The 18086-nt window shown below is 60.7% G+C and carries 18 protein-coding genes; 6 read left to right on the forward strand and 12 right to left on the reverse strand.

The genetic code is table 11. The annotated features are described in order from the left end of the window. Positions 1 to 83: 83 nt before the first annotated feature. The 4 genes from NKI59_RS28170 to NKI59_RS28185 form a co-directional block, all read right to left on the reverse strand. A complete protein-coding gene (locus NKI59_RS28170) occupies positions 84 to 995 on the reverse strand; it encodes a sugar ABC transporter substrate-binding protein (protein WP_352708014.1) in 912 nt (303 codons plus the stop codon). Between the two features lie 94 nt (positions 996 to 1089). Beyond that, positions 1090 to 1875, reverse strand: a complete 786-nt coding sequence (locus NKI59_RS28175; RefSeq protein ID WP_352708015.1) for an ATP-binding cassette domain-containing protein — start codon at positions 1873 to 1875, stop codon at positions 1090 to 1092. Beyond that, positions 1872 to 2693, reverse strand: coding sequence for an ABC transporter permease (locus NKI59_RS28180; protein ID WP_352708016.1), 822 nt, complete (start codon positions 2691 to 2693; stop codon positions 1872 to 1874). The genes NKI59_RS28175 and NKI59_RS28180 overlap by 4 nt, the downstream gene beginning before the upstream one ends. Next, positions 2669 to 2923, reverse strand: coding sequence for a hypothetical protein (locus tag NKI59_RS28185; protein WP_352595583.1), 255 nt, complete (start codon positions 2921 to 2923; stop codon positions 2669 to 2671). Before NKI59_RS28185 ends, NKI59_RS28180 begins: the two co-directional genes overlap by 25 nt. Before the next feature lie 160 nt (positions 2924 to 3083). On the opposite strand from NKI59_RS28185, the gene NKI59_RS28190 reads away from it, so the two are divergent. Further along, entirely contained in the window at positions 3084 to 3995 is a 912-nt protein-coding gene (locus NKI59_RS28190; protein ID WP_352708017.1) for a GntR family transcriptional regulator, read from the forward strand. Between the two features lie 133 nt (positions 3996 to 4128). Here NKI59_RS28190 and NKI59_RS28195 read toward each other — a convergent pair whose 3' ends face one another. Both NKI59_RS28195 and NKI59_RS28200 read right to left on the reverse strand, forming a co-directional pair. After that, positions 4129 to 4722, reverse strand: a complete 594-nt coding sequence (locus NKI59_RS28195) for a DJ-1/PfpI family protein (protein WP_352493019.1) — start codon at positions 4720 to 4722, stop codon at positions 4129 to 4131. Between the two features lie 151 nt (positions 4723 to 4873). After that, positions 4874 to 5566, reverse strand: a complete 693-nt coding sequence (locus tag NKI59_RS28200) for a GntR family transcriptional regulator (RefSeq protein WP_352641607.1) — start codon at positions 5564 to 5566, stop codon at positions 4874 to 4876. A gap of 332 nt (positions 5567 to 5898) precedes the next feature. On the opposite strand from NKI59_RS28200, the gene NKI59_RS28205 reads away from it, so the two are divergent. Genes NKI59_RS28205 through NKI59_RS28215 form a run of 3 tightly spaced genes read left to right on the forward strand, consistent with a single transcriptional unit; the run spans position 5899 to position 9461 of the window. Then, positions 5899 to 7125 carry an iron-containing alcohol dehydrogenase gene (locus NKI59_RS28205; protein ID WP_352708018.1) on the forward strand — a complete coding sequence of 409 codons (1227 nt, stop codon included), beginning with the start codon at positions 5899 to 5901 and terminating at the stop codon, positions 7123 to 7125. Positions 7126 to 7143: 18 nt separating this feature from the next. Continuing rightward, positions 7144 to 8631, forward strand: a complete 1488-nt coding sequence (locus tag NKI59_RS28210; protein ID WP_352708019.1) for an NAD-dependent succinate-semialdehyde dehydrogenase — start codon at positions 7144 to 7146, stop codon at positions 8629 to 8631. Between the two features lie 8 nt (positions 8632 to 8639). Then, entirely contained in the window at positions 8640 to 9461 is an 822-nt protein-coding gene (locus NKI59_RS28215) for an alpha/beta hydrolase (protein WP_352708021.1), read from the forward strand. On the opposite strand, the gene NKI59_RS28220 is transcribed toward NKI59_RS28215, so the two are convergent. From NKI59_RS28220 to NKI59_RS28245, 6 genes are all read right to left on the reverse strand, one after another. Beyond that, positions 9462 to 10211, reverse strand: coding sequence for a ribonuclease activity regulator RraA (locus NKI59_RS28220; RefSeq protein ID WP_352708023.1), 750 nt, complete (start codon positions 10209 to 10211; stop codon positions 9462 to 9464). It lies immediately after the preceding gene. A 22-nt stretch (positions 10212 to 10233) separates the two neighbouring features. Next, on the reverse strand, positions 10234 to 11397 hold the full coding sequence (locus tag NKI59_RS28225) for a mandelate racemase/muconate lactonizing enzyme family protein (RefSeq protein ID WP_352708024.1): 1164 nt from the start codon (positions 11395 to 11397) through the stop codon (positions 10234 to 10236). Between the two features lie 33 nt (positions 11398 to 11430). Then, complete coding sequence (locus tag NKI59_RS28230; protein ID WP_352708025.1) at positions 11431 to 12528, reverse strand: ABC transporter ATP-binding protein; 1098 nt, start codon at positions 12526 to 12528, stop codon at positions 11431 to 11433. A 10-nt stretch (positions 12529 to 12538) separates the two neighbouring features. Then, positions 12539 to 13429 (reverse strand): carbohydrate ABC transporter permease, encoded by an 891-nt coding sequence (locus tag NKI59_RS28235; protein WP_352708026.1) that lies wholly within the window; start codon positions 13427 to 13429, stop codon positions 12539 to 12541. Further along, positions 13426 to 14385 carry a carbohydrate ABC transporter permease gene (locus NKI59_RS28240; protein WP_352708027.1) on the reverse strand — a complete coding sequence of 320 codons (960 nt, stop codon included), beginning with the start codon at positions 14383 to 14385 and terminating at the stop codon, positions 13426 to 13428. Before NKI59_RS28240 ends, NKI59_RS28235 begins: the two co-directional genes overlap by 4 nt. Positions 14386 to 14465: 80 nt before the next feature. Continuing rightward, on the reverse strand, positions 14466 to 15944 hold the full coding sequence (locus tag NKI59_RS28245; RefSeq protein ID WP_352708028.1) for an ABC transporter substrate-binding protein: 1479 nt from the start codon (positions 15942 to 15944) through the stop codon (positions 14466 to 14468). Positions 15945 to 16152: 208 nt separating this feature from the next. On the opposite strand from NKI59_RS28245, the gene NKI59_RS28250 reads away from it, so the two are divergent. Further along, positions 16153 to 16863, forward strand: coding sequence for a GntR family transcriptional regulator (locus tag NKI59_RS28250; RefSeq protein ID WP_352708029.1), 711 nt, complete (start codon positions 16153 to 16155; stop codon positions 16861 to 16863). 54 nt (positions 16864 to 16917) lie between these two features. Continuing rightward, on the forward strand, positions 16918 to 18084 hold the full coding sequence (locus tag NKI59_RS28255; RefSeq protein ID WP_352623762.1) for a mandelate racemase/muconate lactonizing enzyme family protein: 1167 nt from the start codon (positions 16918 to 16920) through the stop codon (positions 18082 to 18084). The last annotated feature ends 2 nt before the right edge of the window (positions 18085 to 18086 follow it).

The following is an 18086-nucleotide window of genomic DNA, read 5'->3' on the forward strand; positions in this document are numbered from 1 at the left end:
CACTTTATTACCCCCACACCATCGCTCTCGCACCGCCGGCCGGGTGGGGCCGGCGGGGCCCCCCCCCCCCCACCACTGGTGGATCACTCGAAGTCCTTGACGTTCTGCAGCGTCACCAGTCCGGCGCCGGTATCCACATTGGCCTCGACGGATTCGCCACGGATGGCCTTGACGACAGTGTCGATGCCAAGCTCACCCATTTTCGCGGGAAATTGAGCTACGCTGGCGTCCTCCGCTCCCGACTTGATCGCTTCGATCTCTCCGCAGCAGGCGTCGAAGCCGACCACTATGAGGTTGTCGTTGGCAATACCGGCATTGCTGATCGACTTGACGGCGCCAGGGATCGGCGGGCCGCAGGCCGAGTAGATTGCCTTGAGATCGGGATTGGCGGTCAGGATGTCTTCGGTCACTGACGTACCAAGCTCCAGCGTGCAGTTGGTTGCACCTTTGCCCACGACATCGACCTTGACGTCGCCCAGTCCCTCCATCATGCCCGCGACCCGGTCGTCCAGAGCCGGCACGCCGGGAACGCCTTGCAGGATACCGATCTTGTCACCGCTCTTGAGCACCGTCTTGAGGTATTCTCCGGCGATCTTGCCGCCATTGAGGTTGTTGGTCGATACCAACGTCTGGCCTTTCCAGTTGGGGATGCTGTTGTCGACGAGAACCACCTTAATGCCGGCGGCCACCGCCTTGTCGAGCGCCGGCGCGACCGTCGGGTCGACCGGGGTGATTGCAAGCCCCTTGACGCCCTGCGTGATCATGGATTCGATCAGAGCGATCTGGCCTTCAATGTCGGTAGCCGCCTGGCCCTGGCCTGTGACCAGTTCGATCTCCGGATGAGCGGCCGCATATTTCTTGGCAGCGTCCTCCAGGGTCGAGTAGAACGGCACCGGGAATTTCGTAATCAGGCCGACCTTGATCTTGTCTGCGGCCGAAGCCGGCACGGAAAACGCAACGGCGATCGCCAGCCCTGCGAACAGTTTTCGGTTCATTGGCATTTTATTCCTCCCTTGGAATTGAAACGCCTCCCGGCGGGAGACGCTTCAGGCATTTGCGGACCGGAAAGGTCCCCAAATTTCGAACGGGTCAGGCTCCAACGATCATGGAAACCAGCTCCTGTTTGTTGTCCTTGGTCGGCACCAGTTCGCCGACCCTGCGGCCCTGGCGAAGCACCACCGCGCGATCGGCGAGTTCGACGACGTGTTCCATGTTGTGAGTGATCAGGATGACGGCATTGCCCTGGTCGCGGAGCGCAGCAACCAGATTGAGCACCTGGCGTGATTCACGCAGGCCGAGTGCGGCGGTCGGCTCATCCAGAATGACAACCTTGCGGGCGAACACGGTCGAGCGGGCCACGGCAACGGCTTGTCTTTGTCCACCCGACATCATGGCGACGACGGCATCCAGCCGCGGCAACGTGACCTTGAGATTCACCAACAGAGCGCGGGTCTCGGCGTCCATTCGGCGCTGCTGTAGAAATCGCAGGCCGCGCGGAAGCCATTGCGGGCCAGCTAACTCGCGACCGGCAAAGAAGTTCTGTCCCGGTGTCAGATTGTCGAACAGCGCCAGGTCCTGATAGACGGTCTCGATGCCGGCGAAGCGCGCATCCGCAGGGGAGCGTATCTGCGTTGGCGCACCATCCAAAAAGATCGCGCCGGCATCGAGTTGGTGCACCCCGCTGATGCATTTGGTTAGCTTCGATTTGCCCGCGCCATTGTCGCCGAGCAGGCCGACGATCTCGCCTCGCCGCACCTCGATGCTAACATCGTCCAGCGCCAGAACTGAACCGAAACGTTTGGTAGCACCGCGTACCGCCAGCACGGGATTGTCCGCGGTGACCGCATGATCGGCATTGGCCGCAACGGCGCTCATGACTGCCTCCCGGCTTGCAGGACACGCACACGCCCTTCGAGGTAATTGCGCAGCACGTCGGACTCGACCGCTATGACGATGACCACGCCGATGACGATGAGCTGGAAAAAGACATTGACGTTGAGCAGGTTGAGCGCGTTGCGGATAACGCCGATCATGATGGCGCCGATCAAGGCATGGCCGAGGTGGCCCCGACCACCAAGAAAACTGGCGTCGCCAATGATCACCGCCGCGATCGTATCCAGTTCCAGCAGATTGCCGAACAACGGCGAACCGGCGTCCGTGCGGCCGGCAAGGATGACTGAACCGATGCCGGCGCACAGCCCTGAGATGACATAGACCGAAACCAGGACCCAGGACACGGGAATACCCATGCGCAATGCGGCGTCGGGCCGGCCGCCAACGGCATAAATCCAGCGCCCCCAGACCATGGTTTTAGCCATGACGAAAAGCATCGCGGCAACACCGGCAACAACGAAAACTGATCCAGGCAGACCCCAGACCGAGTCGCGGCCAAGCGCATCGATCGAATCCGGCATGCCAGGGATGGCGCGGCCATCGGCCAGTTGCAGCGCCAATCCCTTGGCGATGCTCAATGTTGCCAGCGTGATGATGAAAGGATGCGGCAGTCGGCCGAAGACATAGAAGAGCCCGTTGATGGCGCCGACCGTGGCGCCGCAGCCAACCATCACCGCGATCACAACGGTGGCGGGGGCGCCGGCATGAAAGCTCAGCGCGCCGACGACGGAAGCCAGTGCAAGGTTCGAACCGACGGAGAGATCGATGCCGCGTGTCAGGATGACCAGATGCTGACCCATCGCGACAACCGAGATAACGGCGGTCTGGCCAGGATGTTACCGAGATTGCGACCTGTCAGGAAATAGGGCGACAGAAAGCTGAGGACGGCGATCAGCAGCACCAGGATGACGACCGGACCAGCGATCAGCAGCATCAGGCCGAGCGCAAGGCCGGGGACGGCGTCTGGCTTCCTGGATGCTGGCAAAGTGGCCTCGCCGACAGTCGTGCCGCTGTTTCCCGTTTCAGGCAAATTCCCCTCCCCGCCGCAGCTTGTGCGAGCCACGTCGTCAAACACTCAATTCGTGCCTCTTCTTATCGATAAAAAACAACCGACCGAGGCGGGTCAAGTTGTTTTTTATGGATAAAGTTCATGCTAAAAAGGACAAGGTATTGTTCCAAAGGAAAATCCGATGAGAACCGACACCGTCTACAAGAAGGCCTTCAATCGAGCTGCAAATATGCTGCACGACGGGCAACTGGCCGGTGAACTTCCTTCCGAAAATGAGCTTAGACGGCGAATGTGCGTCAGCCGCACAACCGTCCGAAAGGTTTTGCGAGAACTTGTTAACCGCGAACTTGTCACCGAGCGCAACGGCCTCAGGTCGACGGGCCGCCCGGTCAGCGACAACGACTACTATCCGGACGCCGAAACCACGCCTCGCGCCAAGCATGTCGAACAACAGTTCATGGAGTGGATGCTGCGGGGTGACACCAGGCTCGGAACCAGCATCAATGAGCTTGAGCTTGCACGCCAATTCGGTGTTGCGACCAATGGAATTCGCGAATTCCTGATCCGCTTCAGCCGGTTTGGACTGATCGAGAAAAGGCCGAATACAGGCTGGCTTTTCAAGGGTTTCACCGAAGACTTTGCACTTGAGCTCTTCGAGATCCGGGTGATGTTCGAACTGCGTTCGGCACAACTGTTTTCACTGCAGCCGGACAGTTCTCCGCTATGGTCGAAACTCGCCGCGCTCAAGATGGCGCATGCCGACCTGCTGGAGCGAATTGAAGGCCGTTTTCACGACTTCTCCGGCTTGGACAACCGGTTTCACCGGCTCATAAACGAGGCCTCACCGAACCGCTTCATCGATGATTTCTACGACATCATCACGTTCATTTTCCACTATCACTATCAGTGGAACAAGCAGGACGAAAAGCAGCGCAACCTTGCCGCAATCCACGAACACAGTGCCTATATCGATGCGCTTGAGAGCCGCAACTCCACTCGGATTCAGGTGGCCTGCCGAGCGCATCTGGCCTCAGCGAGGGAAACACTGATGCGTTCGCTTACGGCATTTGATGAAACGAGCATCAATGCATAACGAAAGACCTCCGCCCATGGGAGGCAAACTCAGCGTGATGCAGGCGTTTTATGATCCGGGCCGAACTGGCGGTGACAAGTTCCCCTTCCAGAAGGGAACCGACGCACCCCTTTGAGATGCGTCGGAAGAAGGTCTAAGCGTGGCGGATTTCGGTTCCCAGCACCTTCAGGCATTCGCGGATGAACGCTGCAAGGGCCGTCCAGCCCTTTGCCGAAACCATCGTGCCATCCACATATGCCTCCGTTGGAGACAGGTCGATATAGGTGCCGCCCGCAAGCGTCACTTCGGGCTCGCAAGCCGCCAGTGCGCCGACCTTCTTGCCACGCACGACGCCGTCCACCGCAATCAGGATCTGCACGCCGTGGCAGATCGTGAAGATCGGCTTCTTGGTTTCGTGGAAGTGGCGCACCATCGCCTGCACGCGCTTGTCGGTGCGGATGTATTCGGGGCCACGACCGCCGGCGCAGTAAACGGCGTGGTATTGCTCCAGCTGCTTCTCAGCGTCGGAGAAGGTCTTGTTGATCAGCGCATAGTGGCCGAGCTTTTCGGTGTAGGTTTGATCGCCCTCGAAATCGTGCAGCGATGTTTTGATCAGGTCTCCGGCGCTTTTGTCTGGGCACACGACGTGCACGGTGTGGCCCACCGCTTCCATCGCCTGCTGGTAGACGAAGATTTCGTATTCCTCGGTGAATTCACCGGTCAGCATCAGGATCTTTTTGCCTGGCATGGTACTTCCTTTCCTGTGACAACGGCCGGGCGAGACCTGGACTCGCCTGGCAGGTTTGAGTTTCTAGAAGGGTGAATCGGGGAAGTAGTCTTCGTTGGCTCTGGCCTGCGTGATGACCGTCAACGGCGGGTACGGGGACATCGGGACAGTCTCAGTCGAACGCCAACAACAAACGGTCGCGGGAATGCTCGATATGGCGACGCATCGCCTGCTCGGCAGCGGCAGGATCGGCCGCAGCGAAAGCGGCCAGGATGGCCTCATGCTCGTCAAGCGCCTCCTCGGTGACGCGCGAATGGAACATCAGGCGGAATATGTGGAAGTGGGTATGCTGGTGCGCCAGTGTCTCGCGCGCGAGTTCGTTGTTGGCGAATTCCATAACCTTGTCATGGAAAATGGCATCCTGGCGGGCGAAGTTGGAATACCGCAGGCGCTCGTCCTTGCCCTCACGGCGCGCCATGACGCCGGCCGATGTCTGAAGCTGTGCGAGCTTTACCTCGTCCATGAGCACCGCTGCCTTGGCTGCACCATGAGGCTCGAGCAGCAGGCGAAGCTCGTAGAGTTCATCGAACCGTCGTTTCGTAATCTGCGGCGCAGCGCGGTAACCGATCAGATGCGTCTTCAGCACCAGGCCTTCGCCTTCGAGCCGGCCGAGCGCCTCGCGGATCGGCGTGTGGGATACGTTGAATTCCTTGACCAGGCTGTCGACGGTGATGCGCGAGCCCGGCGCAATCTTCAGGGACATGAGTTGCGCAAAGATCGCTTCGTAGACGTCCTCAACCAGGCTGCTGGAGCGCTGGATACGCCCGCCGGCGAGGTTCGCTTCGTCTAGACTGGGTAAGTTCATGGCGTGCATGTTTTGCCTCTTGACACATTGAGTTGCTAACACGATGCTCCGGCCAATGCAATCCTATATCCTATACGATTTTATAGAGGATATCATTTGCGGCTGCTAGGAGACAAAGCAATCGAATTTGCAGTGGCCCTGCTGGAACAGCGTGCCGCCCTGGCAGCCCGTGCTTCCTCACCTGCTGAACGGACCGCCAGCGTTGCGGGCGATGGTTCGGCACGTCGATACGCAAACGCGTTGCGAGACGGGTTTTACATCGAACCCGGCCTTTGGGCCGAGTTGAACACCATCTCGCATTCCAATCCAGACATCATCACAGGATGCAGGTCATGAGCCTTTTCGCTGCCCTAAGGCTGCCGCGCGAAATCCTCTTCGGGAAGGGCCAACGCCACGTCATTCCGGTTGTCGCGGCGAGGCTCGGGCGTCGCGCACTCGTCTGCACCGATGAACGTTTTGCCGCAACGGGCCCGTTCGCAGAGATTGTCACTGGGCTGCGAGCCGCCTCGATAGACGTACTGGTGCATGATCGTGTGCTGCCCGACGTTCCTCGGGACACCGTTGCCGTCTGCGTCGAGGAAGCACGGAAGTTCGCGCCCGACGTGGTGATCGGCATTGGCGGCGGCAGTTGTCTCGACATGGCGAAATGCGCCGCGTTGCTCATCAGTCACGGCGGTCAGCTCCAGGATTACTACGGCGAGTTCAAGGTGCCCGGCCCGACGCTGCCGCTGATCGCGGTGCCGACGACAGCCGGCACCGGCTCTGAAGTTACCCCGGTTGCCGTGATCTCGGATCCGGATCGCACGCTGAAGGTCGGCATCTCCAGCCCGTATCTGATCGCGGCCGCGGCTATCTGCGACCCTGAGCTGACGATGACATGCCCGCCGGGATTGACGGCAATGGCAGGCGCCGATGCGCTGACGCATGCAATCGAGGCCTTCACCGCCGCCAGGCGTGGGACCGATCCCGGCCTTCCGCAGAACCATGTCTTTATCGGCAAAACCGCCTTGACCGATCACTTCGCCCTGCTGGCGATCAAGCTGCTTGGCCGAAGCCTTGAAACGGCATACCGCCGGCCCTCTGACGAGGACGCCCGGACCGACGTCATGATGGGTGCACTTGCAGCCGGCTGCGCGTTCGGAACGGCCGGCACGGCGGCAGCGCACGCCGTGCAATATCCGGTTGGCGCGATAACCCACACCGCTCACGGATTGGGTGTCGCCACCATGCTGCCATTCGTCATGAAGTACAACAGAACGGCCGCAGCGACCGAGATGGCCGAGATCGCCAACGCGCTCTGCCTCGATGGAAAAGGCCGGACGCCCGAAGAGTTGGCCGACGCGACCATTGGCGAGGTCAGTCGGCTGTTTGGGGCAATCGGGATCACCCCCTCGTTGGCCGAGCTGGGGCTGCCTGCTGACAAGCTCGATTGGACGGCGGAACAAGCGATCGGTATCGAGCGCCTCATCAAGAACAATCCGCGGCCATTCGATTTGGGATCCATGCGACGCCTGGTCCAGGCCGCCTTTGATGGCGACCTCGCCAGCTGCGTCATTTAAACAATCGGGAATATCGAGATGAACACGTTTTCACAGGTTCTGTCGGATGATCAGGGCGTCAGCGACTTCCACACAATTTCGCACGGGCTGTATATTGGCGGCCAATGGCGGCAGTCAGCGGATGGCAGGGTGATTCCGGTCGTCGATCCTTCGACCGAGGCTGTCATCGCCGCTGTGCCCGATGCGACCGTGAACGACGCGGCCGCTGCCGTTGACGCCGCTGCCAAGGCAGCCCATGGCTGGCGGACAACGTCGCCGCGAAAGCGTTCCGAGATCCTCAGACGCTGCTTTGAACTGATGACGGAACGATCCGAGGCGCTGGCGACTCTCATTGCGCTGGAGAACGGCAAGGCTCTGCGGGATGCCCGCGGCGAGATCGCTTACGCCGCGGAATTTTTCCGTTGGAATGCCGAGGAGGCGGTTCGCATTATCGGTGAATTCGGTACTGCGCCTTCCGGCACCAACCGCATTGTGGTCGACTACGAACCGATCGGCATCTGCGTCCTGATCACGCCCTGGAATTTTCCTGCCGCGATGGCGACGCGCAAGATCGCACCGGCACTTGCCGCTGGATGCACGGTGATCCTGAAGCCGGCCAGTGAGACCCCGCTTACCGCATACGCGCTGGCCGCGCTCTACCAGGACGCAGGCGTTCCACCAGGGGTGGTCAACGTCCTGACAACCTCCAGTCCCGGGCCTTTGACAGCCGCCATGCTGGCCGATCCGCGGGTGCGCAAACTCTCCTTCACCGGTTCGACGGGTGTGGGTCGCGCTCTGCTGGCAGAGGCTGCCAGGCATGTGATCTCATGTTCCATGGAACTCGGCGGCAACGCACCGTTCATTGTGTTCGACGACGCCGATCTCGAAGCGGCGCTCGATGGCGCAATGGTGGCCAAGATGCGCAACGCCGGCGAGGCCTGCACGGCCGCAAACCGCCTCTACGTCCAATCTGGCATCTACGAAGCCTTCTGCGAGGGCCTCGAGAAGCGAATGTCGTCGCTCAAGGTCGGCGCCGGCACCGACCCGGACACGGAATGCGGGCCTATGATCACGAAAAAGGCGATCGAGAAGATAGACCGCCTTGTCGTCGACGCGGTCACACGCGGCGCGCGGGTCTTGTGCGGCGGCTCAGTCCTGTCCGGACGTGGTTTCTTCTACCCTCCGACAGTGCTTCGCGACGTGCCAGGCGACGCAAAGATGGCGCATGAGGAGATATTCGGGCCGGTGGCGCCAATCTCCAGCTTCGAAACGGAGGCCGAGGTCATCGGGCGCGCCAATGACACCGAATATGGGCTTGCTGCCTACATCTACACGCGCGATCTGGCGCGCGGCATGCGGGTGGCCTCGCGGATCGAGGCCGGGATGATTGCTCTCAACCGCGGCCTGATGTCCGATCCGGCAGCTCCCTTCGGCGGCGTCAAGCAAAGCGGGCTCGGCCGCGAGGGAGGGCAGCATCACGGCATTGCGGAATTCATGGAGGCGAAATACCTCGCCATCAGCATGTGAGCAGAAGAATGCAAGGCGATCCCTTTCGCATCCGCGACCACGTCGCGGATTTTGACGAAATCGTGCAGGACTTCGTTGATCGCAGCGAGGTCGCCCGCGCCACCATTGCGATGACCGCTGACGTGGCCTACGGACCGGATCCGACCGAGACCATGGACCTGTTCTTTCCCGCGGGCAAAAGAACGGCGCTTCCGGTGCACATCTTTGTCCACGGCGGCTACTGGAGAATGTTCTCCAAGCGCGACTATTCATATATGGCGACGACGATTACCCGGGCCGGGGCCATTGCCGTCATCCTTGATTATGCTCTGATGCCCAAGGTCCGAATGGCGAGGATCGTCGACCAGGTGCGCCGGGCCAAGCAGTGGGTCCTGGCCAACATCGCCGATCATGGCGGAAGCCCGGCGGCCCTGACCGTCAGTGGCCATTCGGCTGGAGCCCATCTTGCAACGTTCCTGTTCGATGGGGCGCACACCCCCTCGAATGTAAGGGCAGCCCTTCTGTTGAGCGGGCTCTACGATTTGAAGCCGCTCCAGGATTCCTTTCTCGCCAACGAGATTGGAATAACCGACGAGGAAGTCGCCATGTTCACGCCGCTCGCCTGTCGGCATGATCCTCAAACCAAGGCGGCGGTTCTGGTCGGAGCCAATGAGACGCCACCCTTCCATCAGCAAGCCGATCGATTCAAGGCAAGCTTGCTGCGGCAGGGATCGTTGGTAACGTCGCATGTGCTCCCGAACCGCAACCACATGGACAGTGTCAGAGATCTCGGCGTGCCGGGGACCGGGGCTGCCGATTGCCTGGCAAAACTGATCGCCAAGGCCTGCTGACTAACTCGGGTTCTCCAGGCGATTTGTTTTGCGCCACTCCTCGTACTCCCCGCGGGCATCGTCATGCAGCGGATAGTAACGTTGCAACGGGCCGCCCTCCATGAGCTTCACTCGTGAGAATTCCTCCCAATCATGATGCTTTTGTGATTCTTCGATCACCTTCGGGGCCATCACGACGGGAAGCACCACCACCCCGTCGTCGTCGGCGACAATGATATCGCCGGGGATCACCGTGACACCGCCGCAGGCAATCGGAACGTTGACGGCATTGGGATAGATGCTGGTCTGCACATGATAGTTTGGCGTCCAGCCGCGCAGCCATAGGGGCAGATCGAGCTTTTCGACATTGGGCCGGTCGCGCATGCACCCGTCGATGACGATACCCGCCCCGCCCCTGCCCTTGAAATACGTCGACATCATATCGCCGAAGACGCCCGAGCTCATATCGCCGCGCCCGTCGACCACGACCACATCGCCCTCCTGCGCGTGATAGAGCACGTGCCGGTGCAGCTGTGTCTCCGGATCGGCATATTCTCCTTCGGTGAAGAGGTCCGGCCGCTGCGGCAGGAACTGCAGCGTCAGCGCCGGCCCGACGATCGACTTCCCGTGGTTTTGCGCCACGGGACCGACCATGTGCGGATTGCGGAAGCCCATGTGGCCAAGCGTGCCGGCTACCGTCGCGGCGCCGATCTCCCTTAGCGCGTCGATCAGGTCTTTAGGCGGCCGCATGATGTCGGAAGTATGCGTCATTGTGGACTCCGATTGAATGGAACTACCAGTTCGTAACAGAACCATCGCGGCGCTTAAGGTGAGGCGCTTCCCAGAAACGCAAACTCTGCGCCTGGACCGCAACTTCGTTGACCTCGACGCCGAGTCCCGGCAGATCGCCGACCGGGTAATCGGTCCCGTCGAGCCGTGGTTGCACGGGGAAGAAGTCGGAATTGTCGAAGCCCAGCTTTGTTTCGGGTGCCCTGGTCTCGAGCCACGCGAAGTTGGGTACCGCGGCAGCGAGATGCACGGTCGCGGCCGTGCACACTGGGCCAAGCGGATTGTGCGGCATCAGGTCCACATAATGCGCCTCGCTCCAGCCAGCGATTTTCATCGCCTCGGTGAGCCCGCCGACATTGCAAACATCGATCCGGTTGAACTGATGGATGCCGCGCTCGATGTAGGGCAGGAACTGCCACTTGCTGGCAAATTCCTCGCCTATGGCAAAGGGGATTTCGGTCATCGTGCGCAGCGATTCATAGGCCTCCGGCGTCTCGGCCCGTATCGGCTCCTCGAGGAAATCAAGCACGCCGCGACCGAGCTTGTTGCAGAAGCTCGCGGCCTCTGCCACCGACAGCCGATGATGATAGTCGAGGCCGAGGACCACGTCGTCGCCCAGCGCCTCGCGCGCCTTGTTCAGCATACCCGCGGTAGCGCCGATGGACTCGCGCGGCTCGAAGATGTCCTTGCTGTTTTGCCCGAAGGGGAAGAAGCGGATCGCCTGCCACCCCTGCGCGCGAAGTTCGCGGGCCCGTTCGATGGCAACGTCGCCCTCGGCCTCGTCGCCGGTCGAGGCAAAGGTGGGAATGCGGTCGCGCTGCTTGCCGCCCAGCAGCTCGTAGACCGGCACGCCCAGCGCCTTGCCCTTGATGTCATGAAGGGCGATGTCGATGGCGGAAATCGCCGCCTGAAGGACTCGCCCGCCTTCGAAGTACTGGCTGCGGTAAATCTCCTGCCAGATCCGCCCGATCTGCATCGGGTCGCGGCCGATGAGAAACTCGCGATAGTGCTCGACCGCGCCGGCCACGGCCCTCTCGCGACCGCTCAAGCCGCTCTCGCCCCAGCCGAAGATGCCCTGGTCGGTCTCGACCTTGACGAGCAGCTGGTTGCGCGTTCCTACCCACACCGGATAGGGCTTGATCGCGGTGATCTTAAGCTTCTCAGTCATCCACGCCCACGTTTCACGCGCATTCGCCCTATCTCAGTTGGCCTTGAGGGCCATTTCAGTTTCGCCATCGAACAGATGCATCCGCTCCTGGTCGAACTCGAGCCAGATCTGCTCGTCGGGCGCGACGGCAATGTTCGGCGGCACGCTGACGTTGACGATGGCGCCGGACAGGAACGCCTGAACGAAGGTGACGTCGCCGGTCGGCTCCACCGTATAGGCCTTGGCCGGGACGCTGCCTGGCACCGCACTCTTGTGGAGCTTGATCGTCGAGTGACGTGCGCCGAGCACGACTTTCCGGGTCGTCGCTTTCGCGACCTTCTGGGCATTGCGCGGCGAGAGCTCAAGGCGCCAGCCCTCGGCGCCGGTCAACACCGTGTTGCCGTTTGCCATCGATGCCTGCAGCGGAATAAGGCTCATCGCCGGGCTGCCGATGAAGCTGGCCACGAACATGTTTACCGGATGGGCAAAGACCTGCGCCGGTGAATCGTATTGCTGCAGGTAGCCGCCATTCATCACCGCCATCTTGTCAGCCATGGTCACGGCTTCGAGCTGGTCGTGCGTCACATAGATGATCGTCGCCTTGAGGTCCTGGTGGAAACGCTTGATCTCCGACCGCATCTGCACGCGCAGTTTGGCATCGAGGTTGGACAGTGGCTCGTCCATGAGGAACACTGCGGGGTCGCGAACGAGGGCACGGCCAAGAGCCACACGCTGCTGCTGCCCGCCCGAAAGTTCGCGCGGCTTGCGCTCGAGCAGGTGCGTCATGTCGAGCACTCGCGCCGCTTCCTTGACCTTCTTGTCGATCTCGTCCCTGGGGAGTTTGCGCATCTGAAGCGGGAACGCCAGGTTCTTGTAGACCGATTTCTGCGGGTACAGCGCGTAGTTCTGGAACACCATTGCGATGTCCCGGTCCTTGGGGTCGAGGTCGTTGACCACGCGCTCGCCGATGATGATGTCGCCCGATGTGATCGGGGTCAGCCCAGCGACGAGATTGAGCGTGGTTGTCTTGCCGCAGCCTGAAGGGCCGACGAGCGCAACGAACTCGCCGTCATTGACCGTCAGCGAAACGTGGTTGACAGCTTTGAAGCTGCCATAGCTCTTGACGAGATCTTGGAGGACCACGTGGGCCATCGGCAACTCCCTAGTGCTTGACCGCGCCTTCCGTAAGGGCGCGTACAAAGTATCGTTGCAGGACCAGGAACAACACCACGACGGGCACACTCATTATGAAGCTGGCCGCCATCAGGCCCGGAAAGTCCGTCGTATTTTCCGAGAAGAAGCGTTGGATGCCGACCGGCAGGGTCAACTGCTCGTTCTTGGAGAGGAAGGTGTAGGCGTAGATGTACTCGTTCCACGCGCCGATGAAGGAATAGATTGCGGTGGCGATGATCCCCGGCGTCGAGAGCGGCATCACGATCATGATGAAGGCCTGGAACCGTGTTGCGCCATCGATGCGCGCCGCCTGCTCAAGCTGCACCGGGATATTGTCGTAAAAGCCCTTGAGCAGCCAGATCGCCAGCGGCAGGCCAAAGGTGAGATAGGTGAGTATCAGTGAGCCATGCGTGTTTATCAGACCGATCGCGCGCATCAGTATGAAGAGTGGCACGAGAAAGATCACCGCCGGGAACATATTGCGCAGCAGCACGGCAAAGAACAGGAAATTCCGGCCGGGGAAACTGAAGCGCGAAAACGCGTAGGCCGCTGGGACAGCCACGATCACCGAAAGGATTGTCGTGACGGTCGACACGAAAAGGCTGTTCCAGAAGAAGCGGAGGAAGTCCTGGCCGACGCTGTTCTGCGGATCGAGCAGTTTCTGATAGCTGGCGAGGGTAGGTTCGTCCGGCCACCATTGCGGCGGGAATTGCGTCGCCGCGAATCCGGACTTGATCGAGGTGATCAGCATCCAGATCATCGGCAACGCGGTATAAAGCAGCATGAACACGAGGAATATGCGCCCGGCCCACCGCCATCCGTCGACGCGCATGCGGCGACGGGTCTGGGCTCGAGGGGCTGTCTCGGCAATCGTGCTCATGCGCTCCCCTCTTTCGGCTCGTTGCCGCTTAACGCACGGACGTAGAAGTAGCCCAGCGTCATCAGCGTGAGGAACAGGAGCACCGAATAAGCCGATGCCACCCCCCAGCGCTGCCGTCCGAAGGCGAGCTCATAAATGTGGGTTATCCAGATATGCGATGCGTTCGACGGCCCGCCGCCGGTCATGATCCAGGGGATGATGAAGGAATTGAAGTTGGCCACCGCGAGCAGCAGCATCGTCACCACCGAGACGTTGCGCAAGTGCGGGAAGGTGACGTGCCAAAAGCGCTGCCATGCATTGGCACCATCGACTTTTGCGGCGCGTAGCAATTGGTCGGGGACTGTCTGCAGGCCGGCCATCATCATGATCATGGCAAACGGAAACTCGCGCCAGATATTGACGACAATCAGGGAGGGCAGCACCGTGCTGACATTGTCGATGAAATTCGGCGGCTGGTCGGCCCATCCGAGGCCGACCAGCACCGCGCCGATGATCCCGAAGTCCGAATGGTAGATCCACTTCCAGATATAGGAGGCGGCCACTGCGCTGATGACCCAAGGGATGATCAGGATAGCGCGCAAGACACCACGGCCGATGAAGTCGCGGTGGAGCGCCAGCGCCGTTGCAAACCCCAGGACAAAGGAGATGAAAGTGGACCCCAGCGTCCAGATCAGTGTGTTCCAGGTGACCTTCCAGAACACCTGACTGGTGAGGATCGTCGTGTAGTTGTCGAAGCCGATGAAGGTCTTGTCGCGGAGCTGCAGACCAGGCGGTGTCTTAAAGAACGACAGCTCGACCGTGTAGTAGATCGGATAGGCGATGACGATGAGCATCACGGCGATCGCCGGGAGCACATACGCGTAGTCCGCGCGATGCTCCCAGATCTTCCGCAGCGTGCCGGACCAACCGGGTTGCAATCTTCGGCGAGCCTCGGCCTTGCCGGTCACGATCGTCACTTGTGGCGTGCCCTTATTCTTCGGAACGAGGCGGCTGCGCCAGCGGCGCAGCCGGTCAGGTCGTACGCGTCAGGCTTGGACTAGAGTCCGCCCATCACGTCTTTTACCTTCTTGGCCGCGTCCTCCGCTGCCTCGTCGACGGTCATCGCTCCGGTCAGGGCATTCTGCAGCATGTCCGGGATGATGATGTTCATGATCTCGGGGGCCTGCGGCAGCGCTGGGAACGGAATGCCGTATGGCAGCATCGAGGTCGTGACATCCAGGAACTTGATGTTGTCCAGACGTTCCTTCATCCACTTGGTTTTGAAGCCGTTAAGGTTGCCTGGGTTTGATCCGGCGTAGGCCATCTTCAGCGACCACTCAGGGCTCGTCCACATGCAGATGATAGCCTTTGCAGCAGGCTCGTCTACCTTGCCGCCCTCGACATATTCGGGCTTCAGGATGTGAATGTTAGAGCCGCCGAACACGACGGCGCGCTTGCCGTCGGGGCCAGTTGGAATCAGGCCGTAGCGCATGTTGTCGATGACCGTCTGCGCCTTGTCCTTGTCGGTGCCCGTCGCCTTTTTCTGCAGGTCGAGCATGACGTTGTAATCGGACGGGTGCGAGATCATCATGCCGAGCTGGCCGGCGACGAACAGGGGCTGGTTATCGGCCTGCTGGTTGGTGAGCGCCGAAACCGGAACCGACTTGTCGCGAACATACATGTCGTAGGAGGCTTGCAGCGCCGCCTTGCTCTGCGGGCTATCGAGCTGGACCTGCTCATAGGTCGGATTCGCGGTGGCTTCGTCGAAGACGCCGCCGCCATAGGCCCACAGCTGTGGCATGAAACGGTACGGCGTATTGCCGGCATTCTTGCGCGCCACGAGGCCGTAGCCGGCAATGCCGAGCTTGTCGTGGATCTGCTTGGAATATTTGACGACATCTTCCCAGGTTGCCGGAGCCTTGTCCGGATCGAGGCCCGCACGCTTGAAGATGTCGGCGTTCCAGATGAACGCCATCGTCTCGTTGTTGGTCGGAATGCCGTAGGTCACGCCCTCCCAGGTCACGGCCTTCATGGCGCCGGGCCAGAAATCCTCGGTCGAATACCCCACATCCTCTGGCTTGAGCGGCTGCAGATAGCCCTTTGAGGCGAACTCGGTACCACCCAGGATTTGCAGGCGGACCGCCATCGGCGCGGCATTGCCCAGGAGCGCCGTGCGGAACTTGTCGAGAAGGTCGTTATAGGTGAGGGCTTGTTCCTCGAGCTGGATGTTCGGATATGTCTTGCGGAAGGTCTCGAAGAAATCCTTGTAGTACTGGCGCAGGAGGTCGGGGTCGCCCTCGAACACGCCCTGATACCAGAAAGTCAGTCGCCCCTTGTAGTCGAGCGGGGTAACCTTGGCGCAATCGGCAGCCGTGTCAAAATCCTGTGTGCCCGCAATCGAGCGCACATATTCCGGCGACCACTTGCTCAGGTCGACCGGTGGCGCACCCAGCGCCGAAGTAGACGTCAGGGATGCCATCAAAGCAGTGGCGACAGTGCCGCGCAGGACGGCACTGCCGAGCGCAATTCTCGTCATAGGTATCCTCCCTGGTTCTCCCATGCCGCCCTAAAGCGGTCCTTGCTCGTTTCGATCGCGAGGATGCCTCTTTCAACTCAGTGTATCCTCTCGATCGCTTGGTACGTTTTCAGATCATGGATTGCCTGTCAACGCGCCAGATCGTACATTGTTTGCGAAAGCCGTGTGTGATACCGGGCAAAGTATGTATTAAATTGGGGAGCCGGCCTTGGCCGAAATAAGCGATTTCAAAGCGATGCCACCGGTGGGGACCGATCCCATCGGGGCCTCCAGCGAGGGCGCCTCGCTTTATGAATTGATCAGAGAAGATATCATCGAGGGACGGCTCGCCGCCAACGAACGGCTTGTCGTCACCGATCTCGCCCGGCGTCACGGCACTTCGACCAATCCTGTGCGCGAGGCCCTGCAGTTGTTGCGCGGCGAAGGGTTTGTCACCTTTGTCGCCAACCGCGGGGCGCGCGTCCGACCCATTGATCAAGATTTTGTCCGGGATATCTACGAGATCGGTGTTCTGATCGAGCCAGCCCTGACACGATGGTTTGTGAATATGGCTACCGGCGAGGACATCGCCGAACTCGAACGTCTCCAAGGCCTGATCGAAGAGAACAATTTCGCCGACACATTCAGGCATAGTGAGCTGGATACCGCTTTCCACACCGTGATGTACCAGCGGCACTACAACCGCCACGCCGCCGAGCTTTGGTGGAAGCATCGCGAAGTGCTGCGAGCCGTGAGCCGTCGTTTCATTTTCACGCTGGCGCGACGTGCCGCGATCATGCGCGAGCACCGCGAACTCATCGCGCTTGTGAAGGCGGGAGAGGCCGACAAGGCGGCCGAACTCGTTTCCCGCCATGTCGAGGGTTCGGGCCGGCATATTCTCGAACAGATGCGAGCGCGCAACGCCGCTCGGGCCGGATAGAATGTCCAGTCCAGAACATCGTTAGCTGACCATTTTCAGGCAAAGGTAGTTGAGATGAAAATCACGAGCATTCGGCCGTGGCTGATCAAGTCCGATGCTTCCTACTGGGGAGAGTTCCTGTTCGTCGAAGTGACGACCGACGAGGGAGTGAGTGGCTGGGGAGAGATCACCACCACGACAAGGCTCGCCAACCGCGCCCTCTGCACGATCCTGCGGCAGATCGGCGTCGCCGTGACAGGCGAGGATCCGGCGCATATCGAGCATCTCTGGCACAAGATCTTCCGCAGCTTCACCTACATGGGAAGCCGCGGCGCCGCCGTCGAATGCGTGAGCGCCATCGATATTGCCCTCTGGGACATCCGGGGCAAAGTCCTCGGCAAGCCGATTTACGAGCTGCTTGGCGGGCCGGTACGCGATGAAATCGCGCTCTACACCCATCCCAACCAGGCCAAATTCACCAGCAAGGAGGCTGTGGTCCGCGAAATTCTTGACATTGTCGAGTCCGGACACACTGCGCTCAAGTTCGATCCCTACCCCCACCAGGGCCGCAGCGCCGATGGCCTGCCCCGCGAACAGCGAGACGGCTACCTCGATGGCAGCATGACTCGCAAGGACGAGCGCGAAGCCGCCGAACTCACGGCTCTGATCCGCGAAACGGCAGGACCCGATGTCGACATTCTCATCGATGCGCACGGCCGCTTCGATGTCCCCACCGCCATTCGCCTGTGTCGGAGCCTCGAGGAGGCCGGCCAGATCGACTGGTTTGAGGAGCCCTGCCCGCCCGAGAGCCTTAACGCCCTCAAGCAGGTGCGTGAGAAGGTCAATACCGCCATCTCGTGGGGCGAGCGCGGCCACACGAAGTGGGATTTCGTGCCGGTACTCGAGAACAGGCTCGCCGACTACATCATGCCCGACGTTACCTGGACCGGCGGCATTACCGAACTCAAGAAGATTTCTGCGCTGTGCGAAGCCTACTACGTGCCGGTCTCGCCACATGACGCCGCGGGACCGATCAACGTGGTTGCGGGAGCGCAGGTGATGATGACCGTTCCCAACTTCTACAAACTCGAAACATCGGAATGGAACCTGGGCAAATACGATCACCTGATCGACAGACCACTCGACGTTTCGAACGGCAGCCTCAAGCTGACGTCGAAGCCTGGTCTCGGTATTGAGATGGACCGCGACTACTTGCAGGCCCACGAGATTGAGCTGGGCTAGCA

It is taken from the genome of Mesorhizobium sp. M0598 (genome assembly GCF_040320865.1).
In the GTDB taxonomy this organism is placed as follows: Bacteria; Pseudomonadota; Alphaproteobacteria; order Rhizobiales; family Rhizobiaceae; genus Mesorhizobium.